Below are 25976 nucleotides of genomic sequence, written 5' to 3' on the forward strand. Positions count from 1 at the left end.
TCTTGGGCTGAGGAACCGCAGCCTCGGCATCGGCTGGTCGACCAGTCCGTGACTCGGCTGTCTCGCGGACACTTTTGGGAGTTCTGACTGCGCTTGGGCCACGTGACGGCGCCGCTGAGGATCCCCTGCCGACGCCGCCGGCGTTACGGGCACGGGCTCGTACTAGCAGCGCCAGCGCACAAACCGAGCAGGATGACCCCGATCACGGCCAGTGTCATTGACCATTGCACGAAGACGTGCTTATTCCAGGCGATCTTGCCCATCTGGACAAGTTGTCGTGCGAGCACCGGGGCAATTGGCGTGTGGTTGAGGTGATTCAGAACAGCGTCGTCGTCGAGTAGACGCAGATGGCCGAAATAGATGTAAGAACTTGCTGCCTCAGCCTCGAGGTTGGGGGCACGAAGGCGTGGCCTGACGACCCAGACGGCACACAAGACACTGGCGACTAAAACCACGGTCCCGCCAACATAGAGTGTCATGGGGAACCAACCGTCCAGGTTATCGAAAACTCGGTCGGATCCTGAGAGAGTCACGATTCCGGCGAGTAGAGCGGCCTCGATGGAGAGCGCGAAAGACGCCTTGGTATCGACCTTTCCGGTCCAATCAACGAGCGCCGCGTGAATCTTCCACGCGTTATCGACTGGATCGTCGCTCACGCGTATGACCTCCTCCAGGTCGAAGTTCGAATAGATTCCCATCTCCCGCCACCGATGTCGATCATCTTGGGGGAAGTCCACATGCTCTTGACTTCATCGCTGGTTGACGATGAGTCCTTCGAAAAGCAGTTGTCGTAGGAGAGTTTGTCCCAGACATAGTTGGTGATGATGGTGCGCCCGCTGCCCTTGTAATCGCTCAGCTTGGCGGCAACATTCGGTGGGGATCCTATGGAGACCAAGTCGTTGTGACCCCTGACGCCAGCTCGGACGATGAACGCTGTGCCGAGGTCGATTCCGGTGCGATGTCTGACCCGCCAATCGCTGTCGACCCATTCGTCACGGTATGACTTGTTGTAGGTGAGCAGCTCGTCGTGAACCACCGTATCGACCACCCATGTCACCCGAAGTGCAGCGTCGACGGCATTGTTTGCAGCGTCGTCTCCGATGAAGATCGCCATCACCCGGTCGCCATCGAAACTGCGGATCTCGCCACCTCGGTCACGAAGTACTCGCGAGACGGCATGGAGGTACGCGCGGATGATCTTCGCCGCGTCCTCATTGGAGAACTTCTCTGCCATTCCGGTCGAGTCGGCCATGTCGGCGTAGAGATAGGCCGCGGTCAGATAGACGGCGCCGTCCTTCTGGACGATTGACTCGGTGGTAGGAACATCGCGCCCCCACCGTGTGTTGAATGGCGCCTGCACGATGGCGCGCACAGCTGACTCGCAGTCGGATTTGAAACCCAAACTAACGGCACCCACTCTGGTAGCAGGCCCGGTCAATCGGTCGCCGGGGTGATGGCGATTTTGACGCTCCCTCGTCTAAAAAACCGAAGACACGCCGAGGAAGCGACAAGGGTTCTTAGCCAATCGATCGAGTGTGAACAAGCGCTGCAAGTCAGGGCCTTCGCAGGCAACGCTGTGCGCTGAGAATCGCCGATCCGGCCGTGGGGCGCCAGGGCCAGAAATGGGGGTCCTGTCACCCTCTGGAGCTCCGTGTTCCCTGGCACTTTCGGCGCAGATAGATCTGTTCACTCGGCCCGGCTGTGGGTCCGTTCATGATGAGCTTCCCGGATGGCGCGGTCGGTCTCGCAGGGCGCTTTGGCAGATGTGGCAAGTTTGTTGGTCCCAGCCGAAACACGACCTACACCGCTCCGCGGCTCCGGCCGTGTTCCGACTGGCCGTTCAGGCGGGGTTGCGCCAGGTGGGTCACTTCCTGGCCGGTGGGTGTCGTGCTTGGCGTCGGCTTGATGGTGCGGGGGAATTGAGGGGCCTGTTCTCGGGGGCAATGCGGATCGCGGGTGACAGGTGGGCGGGGAGTCCTGGCGAAGGTTCGGGTCACCACGTCCAGGGGGAGTGGTCTCGAAGAATGAGCACCCGAAGGAGTGGGTATTACCCATTCCGTCGCATTGCCCATTTTCCGGATTAGACGCATACTAGGCATGTCCTGTCTTACGGAAGTCCTGGTGGAGAGGGAGCGGCCATGACAGTTGACCCCGTATTCGAGCCTGTGACTGAGGTCACAGCAGATGATCGTGCGCGTATCGCGTTCGGGCGAATCGGCGTGCACCGCAATGACCGCTTCCTTGTTTCGCGCCGTGCGTCTGGCGAGTTGCTGTTGACGCCGATGGCCTCCATTCCGCAGCGCGAGTTGCTGGTGTGGGAGAACGAGCCCGTCCGAAACTCCCTCCTGCGCGGGCTGGCTGATGCCGCGGCCGGCAGGGCATCTCAGCGTGACGATTACCTGGACGGCGACGACACCGACGAATGAGCGCGCCACCGTTCACGTTGTTCTACACCGACGAAGCCCAAGCCATCATGGACGATCTTGTCACTCGCCCGCGTGACGTGAAGACGAAAAAGGTCAAGAAGGCCCTACGGCTGCTGCGGGACGTCGGTCCGTCGCATCCTGGCCTTGAGTCGCACAAGTACCACTCCCTGACTGGTCCCAACGGTGAGGACGTGTGGGAGTCCTACGTGGAGAACCACACGCCCTCTGCCTGGCGCATTTGGTGGGTCTACGGACCTGGCGCTGACACGCTGACCATCACCACGATTGGACCTCACCCCTAGCAGCGGGGGCTTACGGTTGGCGATCTAGCTTCTCCAGCCCGCGTTTCAGAAGCGCCTCCAAGATCCCCCTGTCATCGAGGCCGTGGTCGTCGGCAAGCAGGTCTGTTGCCAGCGCCTTAATGGCCTCGATGGGTAGCCACGCAGGAAGCTCACCATATTCGCGGACGAGGTTCGACGTTCGAAAGTCGAACTCTTCTACCCAGCTTGCGCAGGAGACGACAAGAGTCCCCAGCAACTCGGGTTCCGCCTCTAGAACCTGGGCCAAGCGATCACGCACCTCCTCATCCGAGGTCACATGGGCGAAGGTCTGCATCATCGACCGGCCGTATACGTCGTTTCCGACCCAAGAAGTCGCGCTCGCCCAGTCTGTTTCCGACCACAAGCTACACAGCTGCTCACGTGCGGCAGCGGCTGGAGCTGTCTGCCCGTCGCCACGACGAGAGGCGACTTGGAGTAGCGCGACCGCGGCGCAGATTGGAAGCCGTCCCCGGTCGAGCTCGACTAGTTCGAGCTGCTCGCCCTCGCTCGCGTTGCCTCCGACGGCAATAGCAAGGCGGGCCGTGGTGTCCAGACTGATCGTGAGAAAGCGCAGGGTCGGCGGGATCGTTGCCGCTTGGCGGGTTGCCTCAGCGACACGCTCGCGAAGCTCAGGGTCGTACGGACGATGATCGACTCGAGAAAAAGGCCGGGCTTCATCGAGTAGATTCCGGTGTTCCGCGAGTGGGTCCACGTCCTTGTGCTCACTGACGACTTGCGGAGGCTCCGGCATGTCCACCTGCTCGCCACGCGATGCACGAACCAGGTCGGTGACGGATCGCTGGAGATCAGCCAATGCGGTGTCGAATGCGGTGTCCGCTCCAGGGTCGGGGCCCCCTGTCCAGGTCGAAGCTGTGTCGATCGCGTGGGTGATCGCACGGTCCAGGGCGTCGCACCAGGGCGCTACCTGCGTTCGTGTCGCGCGGACTGCTGCGAGTTCGATCCGAGCCGCTTCCGCCGCCGGGTCCACTTCATCGAGTGCTGCGGCCAGAGCGGACTGAATACCTTCTCGGATCGGGCGAACCTCCATCTCCGAGGGTTGGATAGACAGAAGGTTGCCGTCGTCGTCCCACGCAGTGAAGGACCTGTTTGTCCGCTCGTTGAGCTGTTGCCATCTGCGAGACCAAGATCGAGGGGCGCCGCGAGTCCGCTCGGCGGTGAGCCGAAGCGCCTCCACCCGCCGAACCAACTCGACTGTTGATGGTGCGTGAAGGGCATCGAACGACTCGGACGCGACGAGGACTTCAGTCGCCTCATCGTCATTGATGGGCCAGCTACGTTGAAGACGGTCGTACTCCGCGATCTGCGCTGCCTTCCACTCGCGAAGCATGTCAGCTGGGAATAGATCCGGGGCCTCGTCGACCTCGTAGGAGTGCTCAATGCACAGCAGAACTAGATTGCCGAAGGCTCGGTTCTCCTCGGCGGGCATATCGAGCCACCGTGGCCCTCTCTTCCGCCGTGCATGAATGTGGGCCACTCGACTGTTCAGCAACCGGTCGCCCGTATCGTCCGAGAGCTTGTACAGCGGCCGGCTGCACTCTGGGTGTGCGCAACGAAACGCAGACCCGTACAACTGACGTATCGTGGCGGGCGTCGGTAGAGGGTATGCACCGTCCGTCATGTCCTCCAGTTTGTCGGCTGCGCAATTGTTCGCCATTCGCGGGTATGGCTTCTGGACCAGTCTCCAATGGAGGGCATCCAAGATTTCGTCGGTGGCGAACCGACGTCCGGAATGGCTACCGGCGCAGCGTCGCAGTCCGAACGTCTTGCGGACTTGTCTCACATACCTGGAGGCCGCTGTTCAGGCGTCCGTCTCGGTTCATGACGAATGACCGTGCCGCTGCGAGAATGTGGCATGCACTTCGGAGAGCCACGAGTCGATGGCATCCGCGACGATACGTCCGTCGAGCGACTCAAACTCATAGGTTTGTCCGTGCCGCCCGGTGCGCGCTCCGATCTCATCGACGGAGATGCCGCGGTATCACTGTCTTTGATTTCACGATGCGTTGCGCCGCGACTCGTCGAACCGAACCAGCCTGGTGAGACTCGCGGGTACTGACATGGTCAAGAAAAAAGCCAAGACGCCGCTGGAACTTCGCGGCCAGCTGATGCTGCAGATCTCCGCTGGGCGGTTCTTCCGCTCCGGCGTTGAAATAAACGAACGTCTCCATCGTCGCGCCGTCTACACCAACGTGTGGCTTCTCGACCCAACGTCCATCGACCTGCCTGTCGGCACCATAACCGGGTCGACACAGCCAGTCGACGTGTCAACGGTGATGGTCGAAGCGATGGACCGACTGGAAGCGCAGAGATGGGATGGCACCGACGAGTTCCTCGTCGCGACAGGTGGCGATGAACTGATTGACGACATCGCATACGTGACGACATTCGTACTCAATCGCACTTTCAGCCGCAATCACGACCAGGTGCGTCGACTTATCCCCGCCGAAGGTCGCCCCAGTCGCCGTCACGCCGCGGCGAGCCTGTTTCCTCGACTGTTTGAGCCCGCACAGGTCATTCAGAAGCCGGAGTGGGATGCTTTGAGCGCGTTCATGACCGATCTGCTGGCGCTGCACCGGGAGGACTTCGCCCGCGTCATGCGAGTTATCCGCAACACGGTCGATGCGACCCGAACGGCCATTGACGACCCGACCGGTGCCTACACTGACATCGTCGCCGCACTCGAATCACTTGGCGAAGACAGCCTCACTTCATCGACGACATGGGATCGCTACGACCCAGCCAAGCGCAAGATCATCGACGCTGCACTCAGGGACGTGGACGATGACGTCGTCCAGAGGGTGAGAAATGCGATTTTGAAAGCAGACAGGGCCGGCCTCAAGCGCCGCTTCGTCGATTCCACACTCGCGCGTGTAACTCCCGCGTACTACCGCGAAGAGGCAGTCACAACCGTGCGCCCGCCCCGCGCGGCCGAACTCGAACGAATGTTGGTAATTGCCTATGATATTCGCTCCCGACGAAGCCACGTCCTCCAAGACCTAGGGGCCGAGGCATGGGTTTTCACCGACGGCGCTGAGACGACGTTCGAAGCGAACTTCACACGCATTCTCACGCTGGCCGGTCTGTGGAGGCTGACCCGACACGTGGTACGCGGTTTCGTTGTCGATGCCCCCAAGACCCAGCCCGAACCGTGGGACTATCGAGGCGCGCTACCTGGTCAGGTCCAGATGCAACTTGCTCCCCAGTACTGGATCGGGCAGTCGGACGGGTTCGATGTCAAGAACGCGCCGCGATGGTTCAGCGGTGTCGCCGATGCCCTGATTTCGTGGCTTTCTGGCGACAATAAGGATGGCTTCAACCTGACCGGAGTCATTGAGAAGATCGAGCAACTGGTGCCAGAGCTACCTGATGGAGAGTCGAAGACCACGATGGTCGCCATCCACGTGCTCTGGCACGAGTGGCTTCGCCCGGAAGATCGTCGCACCAGCGCCGCAGAGTTCATCGAGCACTACGCATCCTGTCTTGACCTGCCGACACCGGTCGCCTTCACCGTCGTGGTCCTCTCCAATCGAACACTACCGGCTTGGACCGCCGACGATTGGGCCGCAATGGCGTCGAGCCGTTACGCCGCGAGGTGCAAGGGTAAGGAGTCGCCGCTTCCGGCGAAAATCGACGCACTCATCCAGCTTGAAGCCGCGAATGAGCTGGAAGTTGCCGGTCGTCACGATGAGGCGGTCGTCTTTGCTGCCAACGCGGTCGAAGAGTTTCCCGGCAATGCGGACTTAATGGCGTGGGAGGAGCGATTGTTGTCTGGTGACCACGACTCGGACTTCGACTGGCAGCGTTTGCTTCTCGGGAAGAGCCTCAGCGCCGACGCAGCGGACGAGACCTCCGCGGAAACAAGCAACGGAACACAGGCGGGTTGAGCGCATTCTCGTGTTGCCATCGCAGGGTCAAGACAAATCCCTCGCGAGGGCGACGCGATTCTGACGCGTTGCGCGCCTACACTGCTGGCGTGCGGAGACCTCGGTTCGTTGGCGAGACTGCTGACTGGTTTCACTACCTCACTTTGCGGCAGATCTTCGGGTACTTGTCCGCCGCTGCTGGGATGACATTGACGATCGTCGCTGTCAATGTCATCCCGGAGAATCAATTGCTGATCGCCGTAGCCGCGGCGTTTGCTCAGATCATGGCCGCCACAATGTTTTCGCGCCAAGGCAAGGCAGATCCGACGCACGCGAAACGGTCGGCGCAAAGGTTGATCGCGCTGGCGATCAGGGTTCGGAAAGTCGAAGCCGCGGCACAGGAGAGTTTCGAGGGCTCCCACACACCGACGGAACGGCGCGACCACATGGGGACGGTGAGTGCGCAACTCGGCGGAATCGGTGAGGACGTCGCCGGCGCTGTTTTCGATTGGATGGCTTTCAATGAGCATTTGACGGATTTGCTTAGTGACGACGAACGCAAAGCTGCCGAGCGCCACGCGGCTGCTCTTCGTGCGGCCGAGGGTTAGGCGCGCGGCAGTGGATCGAGTAGCGCGCCAAATGTGGAGGAAGGCTGGAAGTGATGACTACCGACGATGACAACGCGGCCGACGAGCTTGATGCTCTCAGCGACGAACGAAACATGATTCGCGGCAAGGTGGTGGCGTTCGTCAACGATCGCGAGTTCGTGATGAACGTTGGTAAGGCCGATGGCGTGAAAGTCGGAATGCGGTTCGCTGTCCTGAAGCGGGGTGGTGTCGAGGTTCGCGACGATGACGGTGAACTGCTGGGCACAATGGAAGCGGCGAAGACCGTTGTCAAGGTGGTTCGAGTCGAGGGTGACCATCTGTCAGTTGGCCGAACGTTTCTGGTGATTCGGGGTCGCGCCGCCATCGAGGGGCAGAGCCCGATGGATTATCTGCGTAGCCAGGCCAGCTTCACGGCCATGCTTTCCCAAGACCTTCCCGCTGTTCCTGACCGCGTAGAAACATTCAAAGTCGAGCGCAAGGACACGTTGAATGACTTTGACATGAACGTGCAAAAAGGCGATGAAGTGCGGCTGACGACTAGCGACGAATTCATCTTTCCTGAGTGGGCTCGCGGATAGACTCCTGACCTGTTCGCACGGCGACAGAAATGCGGCGGAATTCGGCAAGTCCCCCATGTCCGGTTTGTGTCCGGTCGTCGGACGAGTGGCCTGCGCCCGACGTGCTCAGTGCGCCGTATGCGACGCATAGAAGTAGATAAACTGCAGGTCAGTGGTCGTTCCACCCGCCTGAAAAGCGGAAGGTCGCCGGTTCGATCCCGGCCCTGGCCACAGTGAGAACCACCTGGCATCAGGTGGTTCTTTTGCTGTCTGGGGCTAACCGCGCGTCGTCAGGCCGCGCGCCTCACCCCATACGGGACTGTCAACGAACCAGTTGTCGTAGTCGGCCTGCGCCCCCTCCAGCTTGGAGCGGTCGACTCTGCCGTTGAAGATGTCGTCCAACAGTCGGAAGTAGCCGAAGCGTTGCACCCCTGGCGTGAGCACTGTGTAGAGGTGCGCCTCGCTGCCCGGGCTGGCGGCGAACGCGTGATGCATCAGTGGTGGGACCACGGCGGTGTCGCCGGCCTTCAACGTCTCCACGTGATCGCCGGCAAGGAATTCGATCTGACCCGATACGACGAAGAACAGTTCAGAAGAGCGCGTGTGAAAGTGCGGGGCAGCACCGTCCGCGCCCATGGCCAGGGAGATGTCCAGGACACTCGCCGCGCCACCGGTCGCATCGGAGTCCACGACCAATCCAGTGGAGGCGCCCGACGCCGTGCGCAGTACTTCGCGTTCGTCGGCCCGGACCATCGGAACCACGCCGGGAATGAACTGCTCAAGGGCCACAACAAGAACCTTCCGATTGGCGGACAGACCATTTCAGCAACCTGCCAACCCGCCGCCAAATTCCCGCCACCAGTTCCCGACGGATTGGCGCGTGGGGCATCGGCAGGCAACCGGCCTTCGATCTCCGTTTGGTCAGTCGTCTCAGGCGGAGAGTTGTTGTCTGGCGTGCCGCAAGACTGATCCCGCCGTCAAGCATGCAGGCTTGTCGCGGTCCGCAGCAGCTATCGGTAGGCCTGCGGCACAGCGCATCACCATTAAGGCGAGCGCGCTGTGGGTCGCGTAGGAGATGACCAGCAGATTGACGCACGCCTGCGTGCCGCTGACAGTCATGACGTGCTGGCGTTTGCCTTCCCACCCCGGCCAGTTCAGGTCGGGTGGACGTTGGAGTGCGGACCAGTTGACGTTGATGGTGGTGATGTCTCCGAGCAGGGGAGTCAGGATGGCCATCAGGCTTGGCAATTCGTTGGTGATGCGGTCCGCGTGCGGCCACCAAGCACCATCTATCTCGCGGCCGAGTTTACGAGCCACCGTGACCCGGATAGGGCGGGCATGGCGCGCGCCTCCGAGCGGGTAAATCATTGCTCCACCAGCCTTTGGGGTCTCCCGATAGCCATGGAGCTGGGTATATCTAAGTGTCGCACTAGATCTCACAATCCACGGGCGGTTCCGTCAGGGTTGGGTTCGTCGGGCCCGCGGGGTTGCAGGTAGGCGGCGGAATCACAATTGCCCGTGGGGACCGCCCGGGGCGAGTCTGGGTGGACCACCGCTGACAATGAAGCGGCTCACGTTCGACCGTACGCTGCCGGCATGGTTTGCGGGACAGTTCAGGTGAAGCCCGGTGCGCGGGCTGGAATGACGGTTGCCGATCAAGCCCGCCCCCTAGACTGAGCCGCTGTGCACCCCGCCTCGATTCGACGAGCGCCAGCGATCGTCATCGCCGCCGTGATCGCCTCCGCAGGTCTGCCGTCCGCCGCCGCGGCCAGTGACAAGATCCAGCTCGGTGGCGGTGCCGCGATCGTGCTCCACGACGACACGCTGTGCACGCTGACCGCGATGGGTCACGACAGCAGCGGCCGGCTGATCGGTTTCACCGCCGCGAACTGCGGTGGGCCGGGATCGTCCGTTGTCGTCGAGGGCGCCGAAGATCACGGCGGCGTGGGCACGGTGGTGGCCGCCGACCAGGGACTGGGTTACGCGGTGATCGAGTTCGACCCGGTCAAGGTCAAACCGATCGGCGACTACGAAGGCTTTGGGATCTTCGGCCTGGGCCCGAAAGAGCCGACGCCTCCCGCCCCGGAACCCGTCGCCCCGGAACCCCCCGCCGCAGAGCCGGCCGCCCAAGAGCCCGCCGCCCCCGAACCCCCCGCCGCAGAGCCGGCCGCCCAAGAGCCCGCCCCCCAAGAGCCCGTCGCGTCGGAACCCGCCGCTCCCAAGCAGGCCTGCAAACTCGGCCGGGGCACCGGCCTCAATTGCTACGACCTGGGGCCTGCCGGGGTGGACACCGCCGGTGAAGAGTGGTGGAAGCCCGGTGATGACGGGGCCCCGATCACCATCGACAACCTGCTCGTCGGCATGGTCCGCGATGGAAGCTTCCCGACCGCGCCGCTGGACCAGTCGGGGCCGGGGATCGTGATGTTCAAGGCGATCCTCGATGACCTCAACGCCAAGGGGGGCCCGGGCGCCGGGTTCGGCCTCGGCTAAGCCTCAGGGCCGCAACGTCTCCGGGCAGATCTCGGCCTGCGCCGCCTGAATCTGGACGTCGGCGGCCTCGGGGCTGTAATAGAAGGTGTTGGTCAACTGGCGCACCAGGTCACCCGGTGAGATGCCGGAGCGGTAAGTCCCGGTGTGGCCATACATTCGCAACTCGGCGCAGACGTAGTGCCCCGAGGTCACCTTGACCTGGTCGGCGACCGGGATCGCCACCGGGGCGGCGTTGACCCGGGCCAGGTAGCTCGCGTCATCGGCGTGGGCGGCCGGCGCGGCGGTCAGTGCCGCGGCGGCCAGCAGGGGTGCGGCAATCCGGACGGTCAACTGCATGACCTCCATGGTGCCACCGCCACCCGGCGAGGGGGCGACTCTCGGTGGGCCCAAATCCCCCCGCATCACCGCCCGCCTGGTTAGGGTGCCTGCCATGGCAGTCAAGGATTCCCGCGAAGTGGTTATCGAAGCGAGCGCGGAGGAGATCTTCGACGTCCTCGCCGACGTCGAGTCTGTTCCGTCCTGGTCGCCGCAGTACCAGAGTGCTGAGGTGCTCGACACGTACGACGACGGCCGGCCACGCCGGGTGCGGATGAAGATCAAGGCTGCGGGCCTCACCGATGAGCAGGTCGTCGAATACAGCTGGACCGACGACAGCGTCGGCTGGACCCTGGTGTCGGCCGGTCAGCTCAAGGCGCAGGACGCCAAGTACACGTTGACCCCGCAGGGTGAAAAGACCAAGGTGCGGTTCGACATGAACGTCGACCCGTCGATCCCGATCCCGGGGTTCCTGCTCAAGAGCACCCTCAAGGGCGGCATGAAGACCGCCACGGACGGCCTGCGCGACCAGGTGCTCAAGCTCAAGAAGAGCCGCTGACTTTTCCCCTGCGATGAAATCCTGCCGCCGGGAGGACTCGGCGTTAGGCTCGATCTAGTGGCTGTTCGAGCATCGCGGGAAATTGTGATTGACGCGCCGCCGGAGAAAATCCTCGACGCGCTCGCTGATGTGTCCGAGTTGGCGTCGTGGTCGCCGGTGCACAAGCGGATCGAAGTCCTCGACAAGTACGAGGATGGCCGTCCGCATCACGTGCTGGCCACCATCAAGATCCTGGGCTTGGTGGACAAGGAGATCCTGGAATACCACTGGGGTCCGGACTGGATGGTCTGGGACGCCAAGGCGACGGCCCAGCAGCGCGCCCAGCACGTCGAATACACCCTGACTCGCGAAGGTCCCGACAGCACTCGGGTGCGCTTCGACATCACCGTCGAACCGTCCGGGCCCATTCCGGAGTTCATCGTCCGCCGCGCCAGCAAGCTGGTGCTGAGCATCGCCACCGAACGGCTGCGTCAGCAGATCATGGGCGACGACGCCACTACCGAGTCGTAGCGGGCCCGTCGCGCAGCGTCTCCAATCGCCGGATCGCCTCGTCGATGGTGTCCTCACGCTTGACGAAGGTGAACCGCACCAAGTGATTCCAGACATCGGGAGCGGTCGCTTCCGAACCGGGCACGCAGAACGCCGACAGCGGGATAGCGGCCACCCCGGCCCGGTGGGGCAGCTCGGCGCAGAACGCCGTGCTGTCGTCGTAGCCCAGCGGGCGCGGATCGGCGCACAGGAAATAGGTGCCGAAACTGTCGTGCACCTCGAATCCGATGCCCCGCAGGCCCTCGGTCAACCGGTCGCGGCGCGCCTGCATGGTCGCGCACAGTGCCGCCACCCAGGCGTCCTCGGTGTTCAGCGCCAGCGCCACCGCCGGCTGAAACGGCGCCCCGCCGACGTAACTCAGGTACTGCTTGGCGGCCCGCACGCCGGCCAGCAGCTCCGCCGGTCCGCACGCCCACCCGATCTTCCAGCCGGTGCAGTTGAACATCTTCGCCGCGCTGGAGATGGTGATGGTGCGCTCCGCCATCCCCTCGAAGGCGGCCAGCGGGCGGTGGGTCCGTCCGGCGAAGACCAGGTGCTCGTAGACCTCGTCGGAGATCACCAACAGATCGGCCTCCACCGCGATCCGGGCGATCTCGGCCAACTCGGACTCGGTGAACACCATGCCGGTCGGGTTATGCGGTGAGTTGACGATCAGCGCCCGGGTTGCCGGGGTGACGGCCCGCCGCAACGCGTCGGCGTCCAAGGCGAACCCGCGCCCGTCGGGAACCAGGGACACGCTGACTCGTCGCGCCCCGGCCATGGCGACCACCGGGGAGTAGGAGTCGTAGAACGGCTCAAGCAGCACCACGTCCGAACCCGGCTCCACCAGACCGAGCACCGCGGCGGCGATGGCCTCGGTAGCCCCGACCGTCACCAGGATTTCGGTGTCGGGGTCGTAGTCGATCCCGTACTTGCGCGCGCGCTGCCCGGCGATGGCTTCGCGCAGGGCGGGGATGCCGGGGCCGGGCGGGTATTGGTTGACGCCGTCGGTGATCGCGGCCCGGGCGGCCTCGAGCATGGCCGGCGGTCCGTCCTCGTCGGGGAAGCCCTGACCGAGGTTGACCGCGCCGATCCGTGCGGCCAGCGCCGACATCTCGGCGAAGATCGTGGTGGCATAGGGCTCCAGCCGTGAGACCATCCGCGCCGTCATGGGATCCGAGCCTAAAGGGCGTCGTCGCAGGGTCGAGCGTGAAGCTGGCTTCACGTTCAACCCGCCGGCGTGAAGCCAACTTCACGCTCGGCGGGGGAGCGGGCCCAGACGGACCAACCATCCGGTTGATAGGCCACCCTGTTAGGGTGGGAATTCGGGGACTACGCTCCGACCAAGACGCAGTCGATCCGCATCGAATACCAAATACTGAAGAGGAATCGCCCATGTCCGAAGAAGCCTTCATCTACGAGGCCATTCGCACCCCGCGCGGCAAGCAGCGCGGCGGCGCGCTGAACGAGGTCAAGCCGCTCAGCCTGGTTGTCGGCCTCATCGAGGAACTGCGCACCCGCCACCCCGACCTGGACGAGAGCCTGATCAGCGACGTGATCCTGGGCTGCGTCTCGCCCGTGGGTGACCAGGGCGGCGACATCGCCCGCACCGCAGTGCTGGCCGCGGGTCTGCCCGACACCGTCGGCGGCGTGCAGCTCAACCGGTTCTGCGCCTCCGGTCTCGAGGCCGTCAACACCGCCGCCCAGAAGGTGCGCTCCGGTTGGGACGACTTGGTGCTGGCCGGCGGCGTGGAGTCGATGAGCCGGATCCCGATGGGCTCCGACGGCGGCGCGATGTTCTCCGACGTGCCCTTCACCTACGACAACTACATCGCCCCGCAGGGCATCGGTGCCGACCTGATCGCCACCATCGAGGGCTTCTCCCGCGAGGACGTGGACAACTACGCGCTGCAGAGCCAGCAGCGTGCGGCCGCGGCCTGGTCGGGCGGCTACTTCTCCAAGTCCGTCATCCCGGTGCGCGACCAGAACGGTCTGCTGATCCTGGACCACGACGAGCACATGCGTCCCGAGACCACCCTCGAGGGCCTGGGCAAGCTGCGCACCGCGTTCGACGGTATCGGTGCGATGGGCGGCTTCGACGACGTGGCGCTGCAGAAGTACCACTGGGTCGAGGGCATCAACCACGTCCACACCGGCGGTAACAGCTCCGGCATCGTCGACGGTGCCGCGCTGCTGCTGATCGGCAGCGAGAAGGCGGGCGCGTCGCAGGGTCTGACCCCGCGGGCCCGGGTCGTGGCCACCGCCACCACCGGCGCCGACGCGACCATCATGCTCACCGGCCCCACCCCGGCCACCGTCAAGGCACTCGACCGGGCCGGCCTGACCGTCGATGACATCGACCTGTTCGAGCTCAACGAGGCGTTCGCCTCGGTGGTGCTGAAGTTCCAGAAGGACCTTGGCATCCCCAACGAGAAGCTCAACGTCAACGGTGGCGCCATCGCGATGGGTCACCCGCTGGGCGCCACCGGCGCCATGATCACCGGAACCATGGTCGACGAGCTTGAGCGTCGCGGTGCCAAGCGTGCCCTGATCACGCTGTGCATCGGCGGCGGCATGGGCGTGGCCACCATCATCGAGCGCGTCTGAGAGGGCTTGTAAAAAATGGCAGAGAACACCATCAAGTGGGACAAGGATGCCGACGGCATCGTCACGCTGACCCTGGACGACCCGACCGGGTCGGCCAACGTCATGAACGACCACTACCGCGAGTCCATGCACAACGCGGTACAGCGCCTGATCGCCGAGAAGGATTCGGTCACCGGTGTGGTCGTCACCAGCGCGAAGAAGACCTTCTTCGCCGGCGGTGACCTCAAGGCGATGATCCACGTCGGCCCGGCCGACGCCCAGGCCGTCTTCGACCAGTGCGAAGGCATCAAGGCCGACCTGCGCGCCCTGGAGACCCTGGGCAAGCCGGTCGTGGCCGCCATCAACGGCGCCGCCCTCGGCGGTGGCCTGGAGATCGCGCTGGCGTGTCACCACCGGATCGCGGCCGACGCCAAGGGCAGCCAGCTCGGCCTGCCCGAGGTCACCCTGGGCCTGCTGCCCGGCGGCGGCGGCGTCGCCCGCACCGTGCGGATGCTGGGCATCCAGAACGCTTTCATGAACGTGCTGGCGCAGGGCACCCGCTTCAAGCCGGCCAAGGCCAAGGAGATCGGCCTGGTCGACGAGGTGCTGCCCACCGTCGAGGAACTGGTGCCCGCCGCCAAGGCGTGGATCAAGGCCAACCCCGACGCCGGTGTGCGGCCGTGGGATGCCAAGGGCTACAAGATGCCCGGCGGCACCCCGGCCACCCCGGCCCTGGCGGCCATCCTGCCGTCGTTCCCGGCCCTGCTGCGCAAGCAGGTCAAGGGGGCCAACATGCCCGCGCCGCGCGCCATCCTGGCGGCCGCGATCGAGGGCGCGCAGGTGGACTTCGACACCGCCAGCCGCATCGAGACCCGCTACTTCATCTCGCTGGTCACCGGCAACGTCGCGAAGAACATGATCCAGGCGTTCTTCTTCGACCTGCAGCACATCAACGGCGGCGGCAGCCGGCCCGAGGGCATCGCGCAGACGCCGATCCGCAAGATCGGTGTGCTCGGTGCCGGGATGATGGGCGCCGGCATCGCCTACGTGTCGGCCAAGGCGGGCTACGACGTGGTGCTCAAGGACGTCTCCCTCGAGGCGGCCCAGCGCGGCAAGGGCTACTCGGAGAAGCTGGAAGCCAAGGCGCTCGAGCGGGGTCGCACCACCGCTGAGAAGTCGCAGGCTCTGCTGGACAAGATCACCCCGACCGCCGACCCGCAGGACCTGGCCGGCGTCGACTTCGTGATCGAGGCCGTGTTCGAGAGTCAGGACCTCAAGCACAAGGTCTTCCAGGAGATCGAGGACATCGTCGAGCCCAACGCGCTGCTGGGATCGAACACCTCCACGCTGCCGATCACCGGTCTGGCGACCGGCGTGAAGCGCCAGGAGGACTTCATCGGGATCCACTTCTTCTCGCCGGTCGACAAGATGCCGCTGGTGGAGATCATCAAGGGTGAGAAGACCTCCGACGAGGCGCTGGCCCGGGTGTTCGACTACGTGCTGGCGATCAAGAAGACCCCGATCGTGGTCAACGACAGCCGCGGCTTCTACACCTCGCGCGTGATCGGCACCTTCGTGAACGAGGCGCTGATGATGCTCGGTGAGGGCGTGGAGCCGGCCAGCATCGAGCAGGCCGGTCTGCAGGCCGGCTACCCGGCAGCTCCGCTGCAGCTCTGCGACGAGCTCAACCTGGAGCTGATGCAGAAGATCGCCACGGCCACCCGCGAGGGTGTCGAGGCGGCCGGTGGCACGCTGGCCAAGCAGCGGAATGAAGAGGTCGTCGACAAGATGATCGAGATCGGTCGTCCGTCGCGTCTGAAGGGTGCCGGCTTCTACGAGTACGTCGACGGCAAGCGCACCGGTCTGTGGTCGGGCCTGCGGGAGACGTTCAATTCGGGCAGCTCCACCCCGCCGCTGCAGGACATGATCGACCGGATGCTCTTCGCCGAGGTACTGGAAACCCAGAAGTGCTTCGACGAGGGCGTGCTGACCTCGACCGCCGACGCCAACATCGGCGCGATCATGGGCATCGGGTTCCCGGCTTGGACCGGTGGCACCGCGCAGTTCATCACCGGCTACCCCGGCGGCAAGGCCGCGTTCGTGGCCCGGGCGAAGGAACTGGCCGCCACCTACGGCGACCGGTTCAACCCGCCGGCATCGCTGCTGTAATCAGGTGACAACGTGGAATCCCCCGAAACCCCGCGGTTTCGGGGGATTCTGCGTTTCTTGGACCGCCAGGTGAGCGTCGGGGCGCTGATCGAGGCGGCGCTGTGGCTCGGCCTGGTCTATGTGATCGCCGGCGTGGTGTGGCTGTTTCTGCACCCCGACGGCGTCGAACGGCTCCAAGCGCAGGCCGAGCGGCAGTACGGCATACCACCGTCCAGCGTCTACGAAGTGGCGACGGTGACCTCGGTGGCGCTGTGGCCGGTGATGCTGCTGCTGCCGGCCGACGTCTGCGTGCGCTGAGCCGAACGCCGGGGCTTAGATGGCCCCCAGGTCTGCTGAAATCCAGTGCTGGGGACGCAGATAGATGACCACCTGCTCGCCCAGTTGGGCCAACGCGTACTCGAGGAACTTCTCGGCCCGATCGGGCGGCAGATAGCGGTGGGCCAGCTCGGCGTGGAGGTCGTCGGTGCCGGGCTCGATACGGCTGACGGTGCCGTCGACAGCGACGTAGCGCAGCGTCGGCTCGGTGCGCTCCACCATCAGCGAGAAGCTGCCGGCTGCCTCGATGAGCTTGGCTTTGCGCGACCCGGCCCCGGTCAACACCCAGGGCTCGCCGCCGGGTGCGTACTGGTACCAGATCGGCACCGTGAGCGGACCACGGCCGGCGCCGGCGTCCACCGAGAGTGCCGCGATGTGCGGCTCGGCGAGAAACTGTTCGCGTTCGTCCTTGGACAGCGCCATGTTTTCGAGGCTAGCCGCGATCGGGGAGGGCTGCCTCAGATTGCCGGACCGAGCAGGTCGTCGGCGTCGCGGATGATGTAGCCGTACCCCTGCTCGGCCAGGAACCGCTGCCGGTGCGCGGCGTACTCGGCGTCCAGGCTGTCGCGAGCGACCACCGAGTAGAACACCGCGCCGCCGCCGTCGGCCTTGGGGCGCAGCAGCCGGCCCAGCCGCTGGGCCTCCTCCTGCCGTGACCCGAAGGTGCCCGAGACCTGCACGGCCACCGACGCTTCCGGCAGGTCGATGGAGAAGTTGGCGACTTTGGACACCACCAGGGTGGAGATCTCGCCGCGGCGGAAGGCGTCGAACAGCTTCTCGCGCTCGGCGGTACGTGTCGAGCCCTGGATCACCGGGGCGTCCAACTGCTCGCCCAGTTCCTCCAGTTGGTCGAGATAGGCACCGATCACCAGGGTCTGTTCGCCGGGATGCTGCTTGAGGATCGAGCGCACCACCGCGATCTTGGAGTGCACCGTCGAGCACAACTTGTAGCGCTCCTCGGGCTCGGCGACCGCGTAGGTCATCCGCTCGCTCTCGGTCATGGTGACCCGCACCTCGATGCACTCGGCCGGGGCGATCCAGCCCTGCGCCTCGATGTCCTTCCACGGTGCGTCGTAACGCTTGGGCCCGATCAGCGAGAACACGTCGCCTTCGCGGCCGTCCTCGCGGATCAGCGTCGCGGTCAGGCCCAGGCGGCGGCGGGACTGCAGATCGGCGGTCATCCGGAACACCGGCGCGGGCAGCAGGTGCACCTCGTCGTAGATGATCAGCCCCCAGTCGCGGCTGTCGAACAACTCCAGGTGCCGATACTCGCCCTTGGTGCGCCGGGTGATCACCTGGTAGGTGGCGATGGTGACCGGCCGGATCTCCTTGCGCTCACCGGAGTACTCGCCGATCTCCTCTTCGGTCAGCGACGTGCGCGCCACCAGTTCGCGCTTCCACTGCCGGCCCGCGACGGTGTTGGTGACCAGGATCAGCGTGGTGGCCTTCGCCTTGGCCATCGCCGCGGCTCCGACCAGTGTCTTGCCGGCACCGCAGGGCAGCACCACCACCCCCGAACCACCCGACCAGAACGAGTCGGCGGCCATCTCCTGATAGTCGCGCAGCTGCCAGCCGTCCTGGGCCAGGTCGATCGGATGGGCCTCGCCGTCGACGTAACCCGCCAGATCCTCTGCCGGCCAGCCGATCTTGAGCAGCATCTGCTTGACCCGGCCGCGCTCACTGGGATGCACCACGACGGTGTCGTCATCGAGGCGGGCACCGAGCATCGGCGCGATCTTCTTGTTGCGCAGCACCTCCTCGAGCACCGCGCGATCCAGGCTCACCAGGGTCAGGCCGTGCACCGGGCTCTTCACCAGCTGCAGACGCCCGTAGCGCGCCATGGTGTCGACGATGTCGACCAGCAGCGGCTGCGGCACCGCGTACCGGGAATGGCTGACCAAGGCATCGACCACCTGCTCGGCGTCATGGCCGGCGGCGCGGGCGTTCCACAACGCCAGCGGGGTGATGCGGTAGGTGTGGATGTGCTCCGGGGCGCGCTCGAGCTCGGCGAACGGCGCGATGGCGGCGCGCGCCGAACCGGCCTGTTCGTGGTCGACCTCGAGCAGCACGGTTTTGTCGGATTGGACGATCAACGGCCCGTCGACTCCGCTCATGGCGCCGCTCCTCCTCATCGCTGGCGCTCTGCATCGTCGGCAGCGCGCATGGGCCCATTATCCGGACCGCCCCGACATGCGTCGCTAGTGCGCTGCGTCGTCGGGGGCCGACGAGACCGACGTGATGCGGTGAATCGCGAAATCCTTCATCTGCCCCGAGGTCGAATCGAATGCCATCAGCCGGCCGCCCAGGACCTGGGTGGGGGCCACCTCGCGCTGGGTGGCCACGCCGGCGGCGTCGACGTAGCCGATCAGCACCGTGGCCCGCTCCAGCGCCGCGCGCTTGAGCATGATCATCGCGGTCACCGGGTCCAGCCGGATGTTGTCGAACGGCGCCGACGTCACGGTGCGCAGCACCCGGACCAGCGCGGTCAGGCTGTCATCACCAGGACCGGGGTGTGGCCGGTGCCCGCGACGCTCCGCCGGGGTGTGCACCCGCATCCCGCGCGGCCGGATGTCGACGATCGTTCCAGAGGCATCCTCGGCGGCCGGGGCGAAACCGGCGTTGCGCAGCGCCGCCAGCACGTCGGCGAGCGGAGCCTGCGCCACCGCCACCGTCGGGGCCAGCAGCCTCAGGCACAGTGCCTCGGCGGCCGGAACGGCGACGGCCTGGGCCAGCAGCGCGGGATCCTCGCACCGCACGAAGGAGGCCGCCAAGCCGATCCGCAGCTGGCCGTGCCGGCGCGCGACGTCGTCGATCAGGTAGCTCAGCCCTTGCGGCACCGGGGTCTTGGAGTGCTTCTCGAAGAATGCCCGCAGCCCCGCACCGGTACGGCCCACGTCCAGAGCGGACCGGATGGTCTGTTCGGAGACCCGGTAGACCATCGCCGCGCCGGCCGATTCCACGGTGGCGACGACGGCCAGCTCCTCGGCGAGGTCACGCTTCAGTGGTCCCGGCACCACCACGGTCAGATCGGCCTGTACCAGGAAGTGGTCGATCGGCTCGGGCAACGCCTTGGCCATCGCGGCCACCGCGGCGGCTCCGTCGGCGGCGTCGGTGTCGGCCAACAGGACCCGTCCCGGGGTACTGAGCGCGCCGCGGCCCAGGACACCCAGGGTGTGCGCCTCGTCGAGCAGTTCGCCCACCGGGCCGGGCTGTAACCGGTTGGCCCAGCGCGGCCGGCGCCAGATGAGCGCCTGCGATGCGGTCACGGCGTCGACCCCAGCGCCCGCGGGCAGCTCGGCGAGCATGCCCAGCAGCAGCCGGCGATCCATCGGGGCGGCGGTGGAGAACAGCGGGGTGGACAGGGCCGCGCGGGGTTTGCCGTCGGCGCCGCGGCTGCCGATCAGACCCGGCCGGGCCGCCAGATCCAGCCAGGTGGCAGCCAGCAGATGCCAGCGCTCCGCGGTGGACTGCTCGGCGAACCGGTCGGCGAGCACCGTCGGCGCCCAATAGGGGCCGTCGGCGTCGGGCCAGTCCCGTTGATCGACGCTCGCCGGGTCGGGAAAATCGGCCGCGATCAGCCGGGCGGTCGCGGCGACCTCAAGCAGCAGGCCCAGCCGGATCTCGTCGACACCGGTGGCCTTGGCCAGTCGCTTGACCTCGCGTACGCCCAGCCCGCCGCTGCGCAGCTCCGGCACCGGCGTTTCGCCCAGACTGGCCAGGATCACGTCGAGTTCGCGCAACACGTCGATCACCGCGCCGGCCGCCGCCGCGTCGACATCGGCCGCGGTGGTCTGCGACACCACCGGGTCGGGCTCGTGCAACGCGATCGGGCCCGGCTGTTCGCCCCGCAGCAGCTGCCCGACGAGCCGCGGCAGGATCACCGTCTCGTCGTCGACGCGGCGCAGCAGTCCCGCCGCCAGCAGCTGGGGCACCGGACGCTCCGGGGGCGCGTCGGGCGCGGCGTCGCGGGTGCGCCCGATCGGGGAACCGGTCAGCAGTTTGTCCAGCAGGTCATGCTGCGGCGCTGCCAGATCGGCGATGGCTTCGCGAAGCGCGGCGATGTCGGCCTCGCCGTGTGCCGGATCCTCGCGGGTCACCTGGCCCGGATGCCACGGCAGGCCGGCGCCTGCCTCGGCGGCGATGCGCAACACGCCGTCCGGTTCTGTCGAACCCCAACACAACGCCCGCTCGATCAGGTCGGTCAGCGCCTCGGTCACCGCGTCGGCGGGGGCGCGCTCGCCGAGCAGGGCCAGCAGATCGGCGACCGGCACGCCGGTGGCGTCGGCATGCAATTCCAGCAGCGCATCCAGGACAGCGAGCCGCAGAAAATCCAGCTCGTCGGTGGCAGCCCGAACCGACTGACGGGCCTGGGCCCGCGCCGCCAGCGCGGCGATGCTGCCCGGCGGTGGTTGGGCGAGGTCGGGCCGTAGCTTCAGGAGCCGGATCAGATCCTCGTCGGGCAGGTCGGCCAGCCACGACCCCAGTGGGACACCCCGGGCGCGTTCGGTCATCGACGACCAGCGTAAGGCCCAACCGGTGAACGTCGTCGATCGCGACCTGTCAGAATGGTGCCGTGGCTGGAAACCAGGACAACAAGAACCGGTACGTCGACAACGGTTGGCCGAAGACCGACGGCGAACCCGCTGTCAGCGAGCTGCGCACCGATCGGACCGGCGCACTGTCGCCGTTCGGGGACCTCGTGTTCCCGCTGCCGTCCGACGAGCTGCCCTACCTGCATCCGGTCACCGTCGTCAACCGGTAGCGGTGACGCCATGACCGGGCCGCTCTCACATCTCGACGATCGGGGTGCGGCCCATATGGTCGACGTCAGCGCCAAGGCGACCACCAAGCGTGTTGCGGTCGCCGGCGGCGTGCTGCGCACCACCGCCGACGTGGTCCAGCTGATCTCGGCCGGCGGACTGCCCAAGGGTGACGCGTTGGCGACCGCACGGGTGGCCGGCATCATGGCCGCCAAACGCACCAGCGATCTGGTCCCGCTCTGCCACCAACTGGCCCTGACCGGAGTCGACGTGGACTTCACCATCGGCGAATCCCAGATCGACATCACCGCCTCGGTACGCACCACTGACCGCACCGGGGTCGAGATGGAAGCACTGACCGCGGTCAGCGTGGCGGCACTGACTCTCTACGACATGATCAAGGCGGTCGACCGGGCCGCGGTCATCGACGACATTCGGGTGCTGAGCAAGGACGGTGGCCGTACCGGCGCCTGGGAGCGCTCATGAGTGCCCGGATCGCCCGCATCATCATCGCTTCCACCCGAGCCTCGGCCGGTGAGTACACCGACCGTACCGGGCCGATCATCGCCGAGTGGCTGGCGCAGCGCGGCTTCGCCCCGGTGCAGCCGGAGGTCGTTTCGGACGGCGAGCCCGTCGGTGCCGCGCTGCGAGCCGCGGTGGCCGCTCGGCCCGCGCTGATCATCACCTCCGGCGGCACCGGGATCTCGCCGACCGACGACACCCCGGCACAGACCCTCACGGTGCTCGACTACCAGATCCCCGGCTTGGCCGATGCCATCCGCCGGTCCGGGCTGCCGAAGGTGCCGACCTCGGTACTGTCTCGCGGCGTGTGCGGCGTGGCCGGTCGCAGTCTGATCGTCAACCTGCCCGGGTCGTCCGGTGGGGTGCGCGACGGGCTGGGCGTGCTTGCCGACGTCCTGGATCACGCCCTGGACCAGCTCGCCGGCGGAGACCACCGGTGACGGCCACCGGCCCGAAGGTCCTGCGGGCCGCCATCACCGAGCAGCCCATCGTGCTGTCCGAACACGAGGAGCTGGTGGGCCATCGCGCCGCCGGAGCAATCGTCGGCTTCGTCGGCATGATCCGCGATCACGACCACGGCCAACAGGTCACCCGACTGGAGTACTCCGCACACCCGACGGCGCAGCAGGTGATGGCCGAAGTGCTGGCCGAGGTTGCCGAGCAGGCGGTCGGGGTCCGCGCGTTGGCGGCCAGCCACCGAATCGGTGTGCTGCACATCGGTGACGCCGCTCTGGTGGCTGCCGTGGCGGCCGATCACCGCCGGGAGGCCTTCGCGGCCTGCGCGCTGCTTGTCGACACCATCAAGGCGCGGCTGCCGGTGTGGAAGCATCAGTTCTTCGCCGACGACACCGAGGAGTGGGTCGGCTCGGCCTGATGGTCGGGAGGACACAAAAAACGGGGGCCGGTAATCCGGCCCCCGTTTTTTCGTGGTTTTTCCAGGTGCGTTACATAACCCGGCTGGGCTGCTGCGCGAACGCGTCCAGCGCGTCGTTGCCGCTGATGTTCTCCGACCGAACGGCCTGCCACAGCTGCTGGTGGAAGCCGACCGAGACCGCTTCCTGCCGGTTGCCGTCCGGACCGGGAGCCGGAGCTACCTCGTCGCCGGGGGCCGGGGCTTCGGGTGCCGGAGCCTCCGGGTTCCACCAAGGCGCGGGAGCCTCGGGGGCCGGCGGCGGGACATCCTCGGCGATCGGGGCCGGGGCCTCGGGTGCCGGAGCCTCGGGGGCCGGGGCTTCCGGAGCGGGAGCCTCGGGAGCCGGCGGCAGGTCCTCGGCGATCGGGGCCGGGGCCTCGGGGGCCGGGGCCTCCGGAGCGGGAGCCTCGGGAGCCGGCGGCATCCAGCCTGCGGGAGCCACCGGTGCGGCGCCCTCTGCGGGAGCCGGCGCCTCGGGGGCCGGGGGAGCCCACCACGGTGCGGGCTCGGGAGCGGGCGGGGGAGCCATCGGGTTGTCCAGGGCTACGGCCTCGCCGTTGACATCCGGGTTGTCGATCGGGGCGTCGGCCGGCGGCGCTGCCGGAACCTCGCGCTGCGATGCGCCGGACAGTCCGCGACCGCAGACCGGCCAGGCGCCACGGCCTTGCGTTGCCAGCACGTGCTCGGCGATCGCGATCTGCTGCTCGCGGCTGGCCAGGTGAGCCGACGGGGCGTACTTGCTGCCACCGTGTGAGCTCCAGGTGCTCGGCGAGAACTGCAGCCCGCCCTGGTAGCCGTTACCGGTGTTGATGCCCCAGTTGTTGCCGGATTCGCACCGGGCTACGTGGTCCCATTCGTCATCGGTAGCCGCGGCTGCGGTCCCGGCGAGGGCCAGGCTGCCGCCACCGATCACAGCTCCGGTGAAAGCGATCTTGGCGATGTTGACGTTCGATTGGGTGGGCTTGCGATGCCGTCCACTCATACGGTGGTGAATTCCTCTCTGTCTACGCCTGCGAGGTCAGCGTCGGGTTCGGACAGGGGGGACTGCCCGGCCTTGATGCACGCGGTGCGTCGTCGGCTTCACCCCGAGAGGCCGGTTAGGGCCTCAGGGCCGCTCTCGGCGGACCCGGTGGGTCCCCCGCCTCCATCCATCAGGTATTTGTGGTTTTCCTCTCCCGTTGGATGGAGCTCGGCGCTACGGGTGAGGAAAGGTGGATCGAACGGAAAATTTTTCGATACACCCGGAGATGTACCGTAACCGGTCTTACCCGCCGAGTCACCCTTGACGCTCCCGGGTGTTTTCATCGCTGGTTCTTCTCAAACCACCAGGAACCGCCAGTGTTTGCGCAGGTCAGAGCACACTAAATCAAGCTGTTGTCGGTCCGTGATCAATTCGTTATGTGACGTAGATCATGCTAACCGCCGGGTTTGATTCGGCGGTCCAGCTTCGTCTCTCCTTCGTCGAGACTCGCTAACCGCCGGCGAACGGAGGCAGTACGTCGACCGTTTCACCGGGCCGCAAAGCCGCCTCCTGGTCGCGCACCGCGACCCCGTCGCGCAAGTAGGAGCACCGGTTCAGCACCGCCGCCAGCCGCTCATTGCGGGCGGCGAGGGTCTGCGCCAAGACGGCCACGCCGCCTCCGAGGGGCACGCTGACGGTCTCTGATTCGGTCCCGGCCGCGGCCCGCGCCGCAGCGAAGTAGCGGACCGTCACCGCGACGCCGGTATCGGTGACGTCGGTCTGATGGGTCATGGATCAGCCGCCGATCGCGCTCATCGGGCGGTCCGGCTGGATGAAATCCGGATCGTTGATGCCATGGCCGGCCTTCTTGGTCCACATCGCGGCCCGCCACGCCTGCTCGATGGCGTCGTCATCGGAACCGTCTCGCAGTAGGGCGCGCAGGTCGTACTCCTCGATGGAGAACAGGCAGTTGCGAATCTGGCCGTCGGCGGTGAGTCGAGTCCGGTCGCAGTCTCCGCAGAACGGCCGTGACACCGACGCGATGATCCCGAACGTGCCTGCCGGGGTCTGCGGGCCCTCGTCGACGAGCCAGAGCTCGGCCGGCGCGGAGCCGCGCGGCTTCGGATCGGGCCGCAGGGTGAATTGGGCCTGCACCGTCTCCAGCAGTTGCTCGACGCTGAGCCCGGCGTCGCGGTTCCAGTTGTGGTCGGCATCCAGCGGCATCATTTCGATCACCCGCAGGTGATAGCCGTGGAGTAGGCAGAAGCGCAGCAGGCTGATGATGTCGTCGCCGGTGATCTTGGGATCGAGCACGGCGTTGACCTTGATCGGCCGCATCCCGGCCTGGGCGGCCGCGTCGAGGCCGGCGAGTACGTCGGGCAGTCGGTCTCGGCGAGTGATCTCGGCGAAATGAGCGCGGTCGACGGTGTCCAGTGACACGTTGATGCGGTCCAGCCCGGCCGCCACCAGGGCGCCCGCCCGGCGTGCCAGTCCCAGGCCGTTGGTGGTCAAGGCGATTTCGGGCCGCGGGCGCAGTGCCGCGGCGCCGGCCACCACCCCTTCGAGGTGGCGGGCCAGCAGCGGCTCACCGCCGGTGAACCGGATGTCGGCGATGCCCAGTCGGGTGACACCGATCCGCATCAGCCGAATCAGCTCGTCGTCGCTCAGCAGGTGCTGGCTGGGAATCCAGTCCAGCCCCTCGGCCGGCATGCAGTAGGTACAGCGCAGGTTGCAGCGGTCGGTCAGGGAGATCCGCAGATCGGTGTGTACCCGGCCGAAGGTGTCCACCAACGGACCGGTGGTCGGCATCTGCGTGGCGACGGCACGCTCCACGGCTTCGTGGAAGGCGGCCTTCCGGGCCGCCTCTTGGTGGTCCGCGTCGGCAGCATCCGTGTGTGGTGCCGGGGTGCGCGGACCCGGTTGCCTCAACGTCATATCTGTATCCGATTCGGTCGGCCGGGGAGCGACCGTGCGACTTCGGTGTCCGGTCCTTGTCTCCTCCAGCGGCTTCGCCAGCCTACCGAGGAAACCTGGGTGTTTTGCGGGTCTGTGTCCTAGTAAGA

28 protein-coding genes, 1 tRNA gene and 1 riboswitch are annotated in these 25976 nt (G+C 66.2%); of the genes, 16 read left to right on the plus strand and 13 right to left on the minus strand.

Translation table 11 applies throughout. From position 1 onward, the window contains the following. Positions 1–143: 143 nt before the first annotated feature. Positions 144–656, minus strand: coding sequence for a Pycsar system effector family protein (locus ACKY0W_RS03930; protein WP_409436476.1), 513 nt, complete (start codon positions 654–656; stop codon positions 144–146). Further along, the gene (locus tag ACKY0W_RS03935; RefSeq protein WP_409436477.1) at positions 653–1372 is read right to left on the minus strand and encodes an adenylate/guanylate cyclase domain-containing protein; all 720 of its coding nucleotides are present in this window, start codon (positions 1370–1372) and stop codon (positions 653–655) included. The genes ACKY0W_RS03930 and ACKY0W_RS03935 overlap by 4 nt, the downstream gene beginning before the upstream one ends. A 766-nt stretch (positions 1373–2138) precedes the next feature. Between ACKY0W_RS03935 and ACKY0W_RS03940 the strand changes: the two genes are divergently transcribed. Next, positions 2139–2426, plus strand: coding sequence for a hypothetical protein (locus tag ACKY0W_RS03940; protein WP_409436478.1), 288 nt, complete (start codon positions 2139–2141; stop codon positions 2424–2426). Further along, positions 2423–2728: a hypothetical protein gene (locus ACKY0W_RS03945; protein WP_409436479.1), complete on the plus strand. Its 306-nt coding sequence runs from the start codon at positions 2423–2425 to the stop codon at positions 2726–2728. Before ACKY0W_RS03940 ends, ACKY0W_RS03945 begins: the two co-directional genes overlap by 4 nt. 10 nt (positions 2729–2738) lie before the next feature. Here the strand turns inward: ACKY0W_RS03945 and ACKY0W_RS03950 are convergent, their stop codons facing one another. Then, positions 2739–4193, minus strand: a complete 1455-nt coding sequence (locus tag ACKY0W_RS03950; RefSeq protein ID WP_409436480.1) for a hypothetical protein — start codon at positions 4191–4193, stop codon at positions 2739–2741. 631 nt (positions 4194–4824) lie between these two features. Here ACKY0W_RS03950 and ACKY0W_RS03955 point away from each other — a divergent pair. The 4 genes from ACKY0W_RS03955 (at position 4825) to ACKY0W_RS03970 (ending at position 8026) form a co-directional block, all read left to right on the plus strand. After that, positions 4825–6651 (plus strand): hypothetical protein, encoded by a 1827-nt coding sequence (locus ACKY0W_RS03955; protein ID WP_409436481.1) that lies wholly within the window; start codon positions 4825–4827, stop codon positions 6649–6651. 89 nt (positions 6652–6740) lie between these two features. After that, positions 6741–7238: a hypothetical protein gene (locus ACKY0W_RS03960; protein ID WP_409436482.1), complete on the plus strand. Its 498-nt coding sequence runs from the start codon at positions 6741–6743 to the stop codon at positions 7236–7238. 53 nt (positions 7239–7291) lie between these two features. Further along, positions 7292–7816, plus strand: a complete 525-nt coding sequence (locus ACKY0W_RS03965) for a hypothetical protein (RefSeq protein WP_409436483.1) — start codon at positions 7292–7294, stop codon at positions 7814–7816. A 145-nt stretch (positions 7817–7961) separates the two neighbouring features. Beyond that, positions 7962–8026, plus strand: a tRNA-Phe gene (locus tag ACKY0W_RS03970). Positions 8027–8071: 45 nt separating this feature from the next. On the opposite strand, the gene ACKY0W_RS03975 is transcribed toward ACKY0W_RS03970, so the two are convergent. Further along, the gene (locus tag ACKY0W_RS03975; protein WP_409436484.1) at positions 8072–8584 is read right to left on the minus strand and encodes a cupin domain-containing protein; all 513 of its coding nucleotides are present in this window, start codon (positions 8582–8584) and stop codon (positions 8072–8074) included. A gap of 141 nt (positions 8585–8725) precedes the next feature. Next, the gene (locus tag ACKY0W_RS03980; RefSeq protein ID WP_409436485.1) at positions 8726–9163 is read right to left on the minus strand and encodes a DUF5994 family protein; all 438 of its coding nucleotides are present in this window, start codon (positions 9161–9163) and stop codon (positions 8726–8728) included. Between the two features lie 315 nt (positions 9164–9478). Between ACKY0W_RS03980 and ACKY0W_RS03985 the strand changes: the two genes are divergently transcribed. After that, entirely contained in the window at positions 9479–10285 is an 807-nt protein-coding gene (locus tag ACKY0W_RS03985) for a hypothetical protein (protein ID WP_409436486.1), read from the plus strand. 3 nt (positions 10286–10288) lie between these two features. Here the strand turns inward: ACKY0W_RS03985 and ACKY0W_RS03990 are convergent, their stop codons facing one another. Continuing rightward, positions 10289–10621, minus strand: a complete 333-nt coding sequence (locus ACKY0W_RS03990; RefSeq protein WP_409436487.1) for a DUF732 domain-containing protein — start codon at positions 10619–10621, stop codon at positions 10289–10291. Between the two features lie 94 nt (positions 10622–10715). Between ACKY0W_RS03990 and ACKY0W_RS03995 the strand changes: the two genes are divergently transcribed. Together ACKY0W_RS03995 and ACKY0W_RS04000 are read left to right on the plus strand one after the other, a co-directional pair. Continuing rightward, positions 10716–11159 (plus strand): SRPBCC family protein, encoded by a 444-nt coding sequence (locus ACKY0W_RS03995; RefSeq protein WP_409436488.1) that lies wholly within the window; start codon positions 10716–10718, stop codon positions 11157–11159. Positions 11160–11216: 57 nt separating this feature from the next. Further along, positions 11217–11669: an SRPBCC family protein gene (locus ACKY0W_RS04000; RefSeq protein ID WP_409436489.1), complete on the plus strand. Its 453-nt coding sequence runs from the start codon at positions 11217–11219 to the stop codon at positions 11667–11669. Here ACKY0W_RS04000 and ACKY0W_RS04005 read toward each other — a convergent pair. Beyond that, complete coding sequence (locus ACKY0W_RS04005) at positions 11656–12846, minus strand: pyridoxal phosphate-dependent aminotransferase (RefSeq protein WP_409437641.1); 1191 nt, start codon at positions 12844–12846, stop codon at positions 11656–11658. The two genes, ACKY0W_RS04000 and ACKY0W_RS04005, sit on opposite strands and share 14 nt — an antisense overlap. A 236-nt stretch (positions 12847–13082) precedes the next feature. On the opposite strand from ACKY0W_RS04005, the gene ACKY0W_RS04010 reads away from it, so the two are divergent. Genes ACKY0W_RS04010 through ACKY0W_RS04020 form a run of 3 tightly spaced genes read left to right on the plus strand, consistent with a single transcriptional unit; the run spans position 13083 to position 16739 of the window. Continuing rightward, complete coding sequence (locus tag ACKY0W_RS04010; RefSeq protein ID WP_409436490.1) at positions 13083–14294, plus strand: acetyl-CoA C-acetyltransferase; 1212 nt, start codon at positions 13083–13085, stop codon at positions 14292–14294. 15 nt (positions 14295–14309) lie between these two features. Then, positions 14310–16442, plus strand: a complete 2133-nt coding sequence (locus tag ACKY0W_RS04015) for a 3-hydroxyacyl-CoA dehydrogenase NAD-binding domain-containing protein (protein WP_409436491.1) — start codon at positions 14310–14312, stop codon at positions 16440–16442. A 12-nt stretch (positions 16443–16454) separates the two neighbouring features. Continuing rightward, on the plus strand, positions 16455–16739 hold the full coding sequence (locus ACKY0W_RS04020; protein ID WP_052741087.1) for a hypothetical protein: 285 nt from the start codon (positions 16455–16457) through the stop codon (positions 16737–16739). A gap of 15 nt (positions 16740–16754) precedes the next feature. Here the strand turns inward: ACKY0W_RS04020 and ACKY0W_RS04025 are convergent, their stop codons facing one another. The 3 genes from ACKY0W_RS04025 to ACKY0W_RS04035 form a co-directional block, all read right to left on the minus strand. Further along, positions 16755–17180, minus strand: coding sequence for a pyridoxamine 5'-phosphate oxidase family protein (locus ACKY0W_RS04025; protein ID WP_409436492.1), 426 nt, complete (start codon positions 17178–17180; stop codon positions 16755–16757). Between the two features lie 35 nt (positions 17181–17215). Further along, positions 17216–18871 carry a DNA repair helicase XPB gene (locus ACKY0W_RS04030; RefSeq protein ID WP_409436493.1) on the minus strand — a complete coding sequence of 552 codons (1656 nt, stop codon included), beginning with the start codon at positions 18869–18871 and terminating at the stop codon, positions 17216–17218. Between the two features lie 84 nt (positions 18872–18955). Beyond that, the gene (locus ACKY0W_RS04035) at positions 18956–21268 is read right to left on the minus strand and encodes a helicase-associated domain-containing protein (RefSeq protein ID WP_409436494.1); all 2313 of its coding nucleotides are present in this window, start codon (positions 21266–21268) and stop codon (positions 18956–18958) included. 62 nt (positions 21269–21330) lie between these two features. Here ACKY0W_RS04035 and ACKY0W_RS04040 point away from each other — a divergent pair, with 62 nt between their 5' ends. From ACKY0W_RS04040 to ACKY0W_RS04055, 4 genes are read left to right on the plus strand one after another with little or no spacing between them, the layout of a single operon-like run. Beyond that, positions 21331–21519 (plus strand): hypothetical protein, encoded by a 189-nt coding sequence (locus ACKY0W_RS04040; RefSeq protein ID WP_046282658.1) that lies wholly within the window; start codon positions 21331–21333, stop codon positions 21517–21519. Positions 21520–21529: 10 nt separating this feature from the next. Next, complete coding sequence (gene moaC, locus ACKY0W_RS04045) at positions 21530–22003, plus strand: cyclic pyranopterin monophosphate synthase MoaC (RefSeq protein WP_409436495.1); 474 nt, start codon at positions 21530–21532, stop codon at positions 22001–22003. Continuing rightward, positions 22000–22479 carry a molybdenum cofactor biosynthesis protein B gene (locus tag ACKY0W_RS04050; protein WP_409436496.1) on the plus strand — a complete coding sequence of 160 codons (480 nt, stop codon included), beginning with the start codon at positions 22000–22002 and terminating at the stop codon, positions 22477–22479. The genes moaC and ACKY0W_RS04050 overlap by 4 nt, the downstream gene beginning before the upstream one ends. Further along, positions 22476–22913, plus strand: coding sequence for a molybdenum cofactor biosynthesis protein MoaE (locus ACKY0W_RS04055; protein ID WP_409436497.1), 438 nt, complete (start codon positions 22476–22478; stop codon positions 22911–22913). The genes ACKY0W_RS04050 and ACKY0W_RS04055 overlap by 4 nt, the downstream gene beginning before the upstream one ends. A gap of 70 nt (positions 22914–22983) precedes the next feature. Here the strand turns inward: ACKY0W_RS04055 and ACKY0W_RS04060 are convergent, their stop codons facing one another. The 3 genes from ACKY0W_RS04060 to moaA form a co-directional block, all read right to left on the minus strand. Next, positions 22984–23934 (minus strand): transglycosylase family protein, encoded by a 951-nt coding sequence (locus ACKY0W_RS04060; protein WP_409436498.1) that lies wholly within the window; start codon positions 23932–23934, stop codon positions 22984–22986. Between the two features lie 9 nt (positions 23935–23943). Beyond that, positions 23944–24120, minus strand: a riboswitch (cyclic di-AMP (ydaO/yuaA leader). A gap of 303 nt (positions 24121–24423) precedes the next feature. Next, positions 24424–24705 carry a MoaD/ThiS family protein gene (locus tag ACKY0W_RS04065; protein ID WP_409436499.1) on the minus strand — a complete coding sequence of 94 codons (282 nt, stop codon included), beginning with the start codon at positions 24703–24705 and terminating at the stop codon, positions 24424–24426. Positions 24706–24708: 3 nt separating this feature from the next. Continuing rightward, positions 24709–25722: a GTP 3',8-cyclase MoaA gene (gene moaA, locus ACKY0W_RS04070; RefSeq protein WP_409437642.1), complete on the minus strand. Its 1014-nt coding sequence runs from the start codon at positions 25720–25722 to the stop codon at positions 24709–24711. Positions 25723–25976: the final 254 nt, after the last annotated feature.

The sequence above is a fragment of the Mycobacterium sp. SMC-14 genome, assembly GCF_046250075.1.
Taxonomy (GTDB): Bacteria; Actinomycetota; Actinomycetes; order Mycobacteriales; family Mycobacteriaceae; genus Mycobacterium.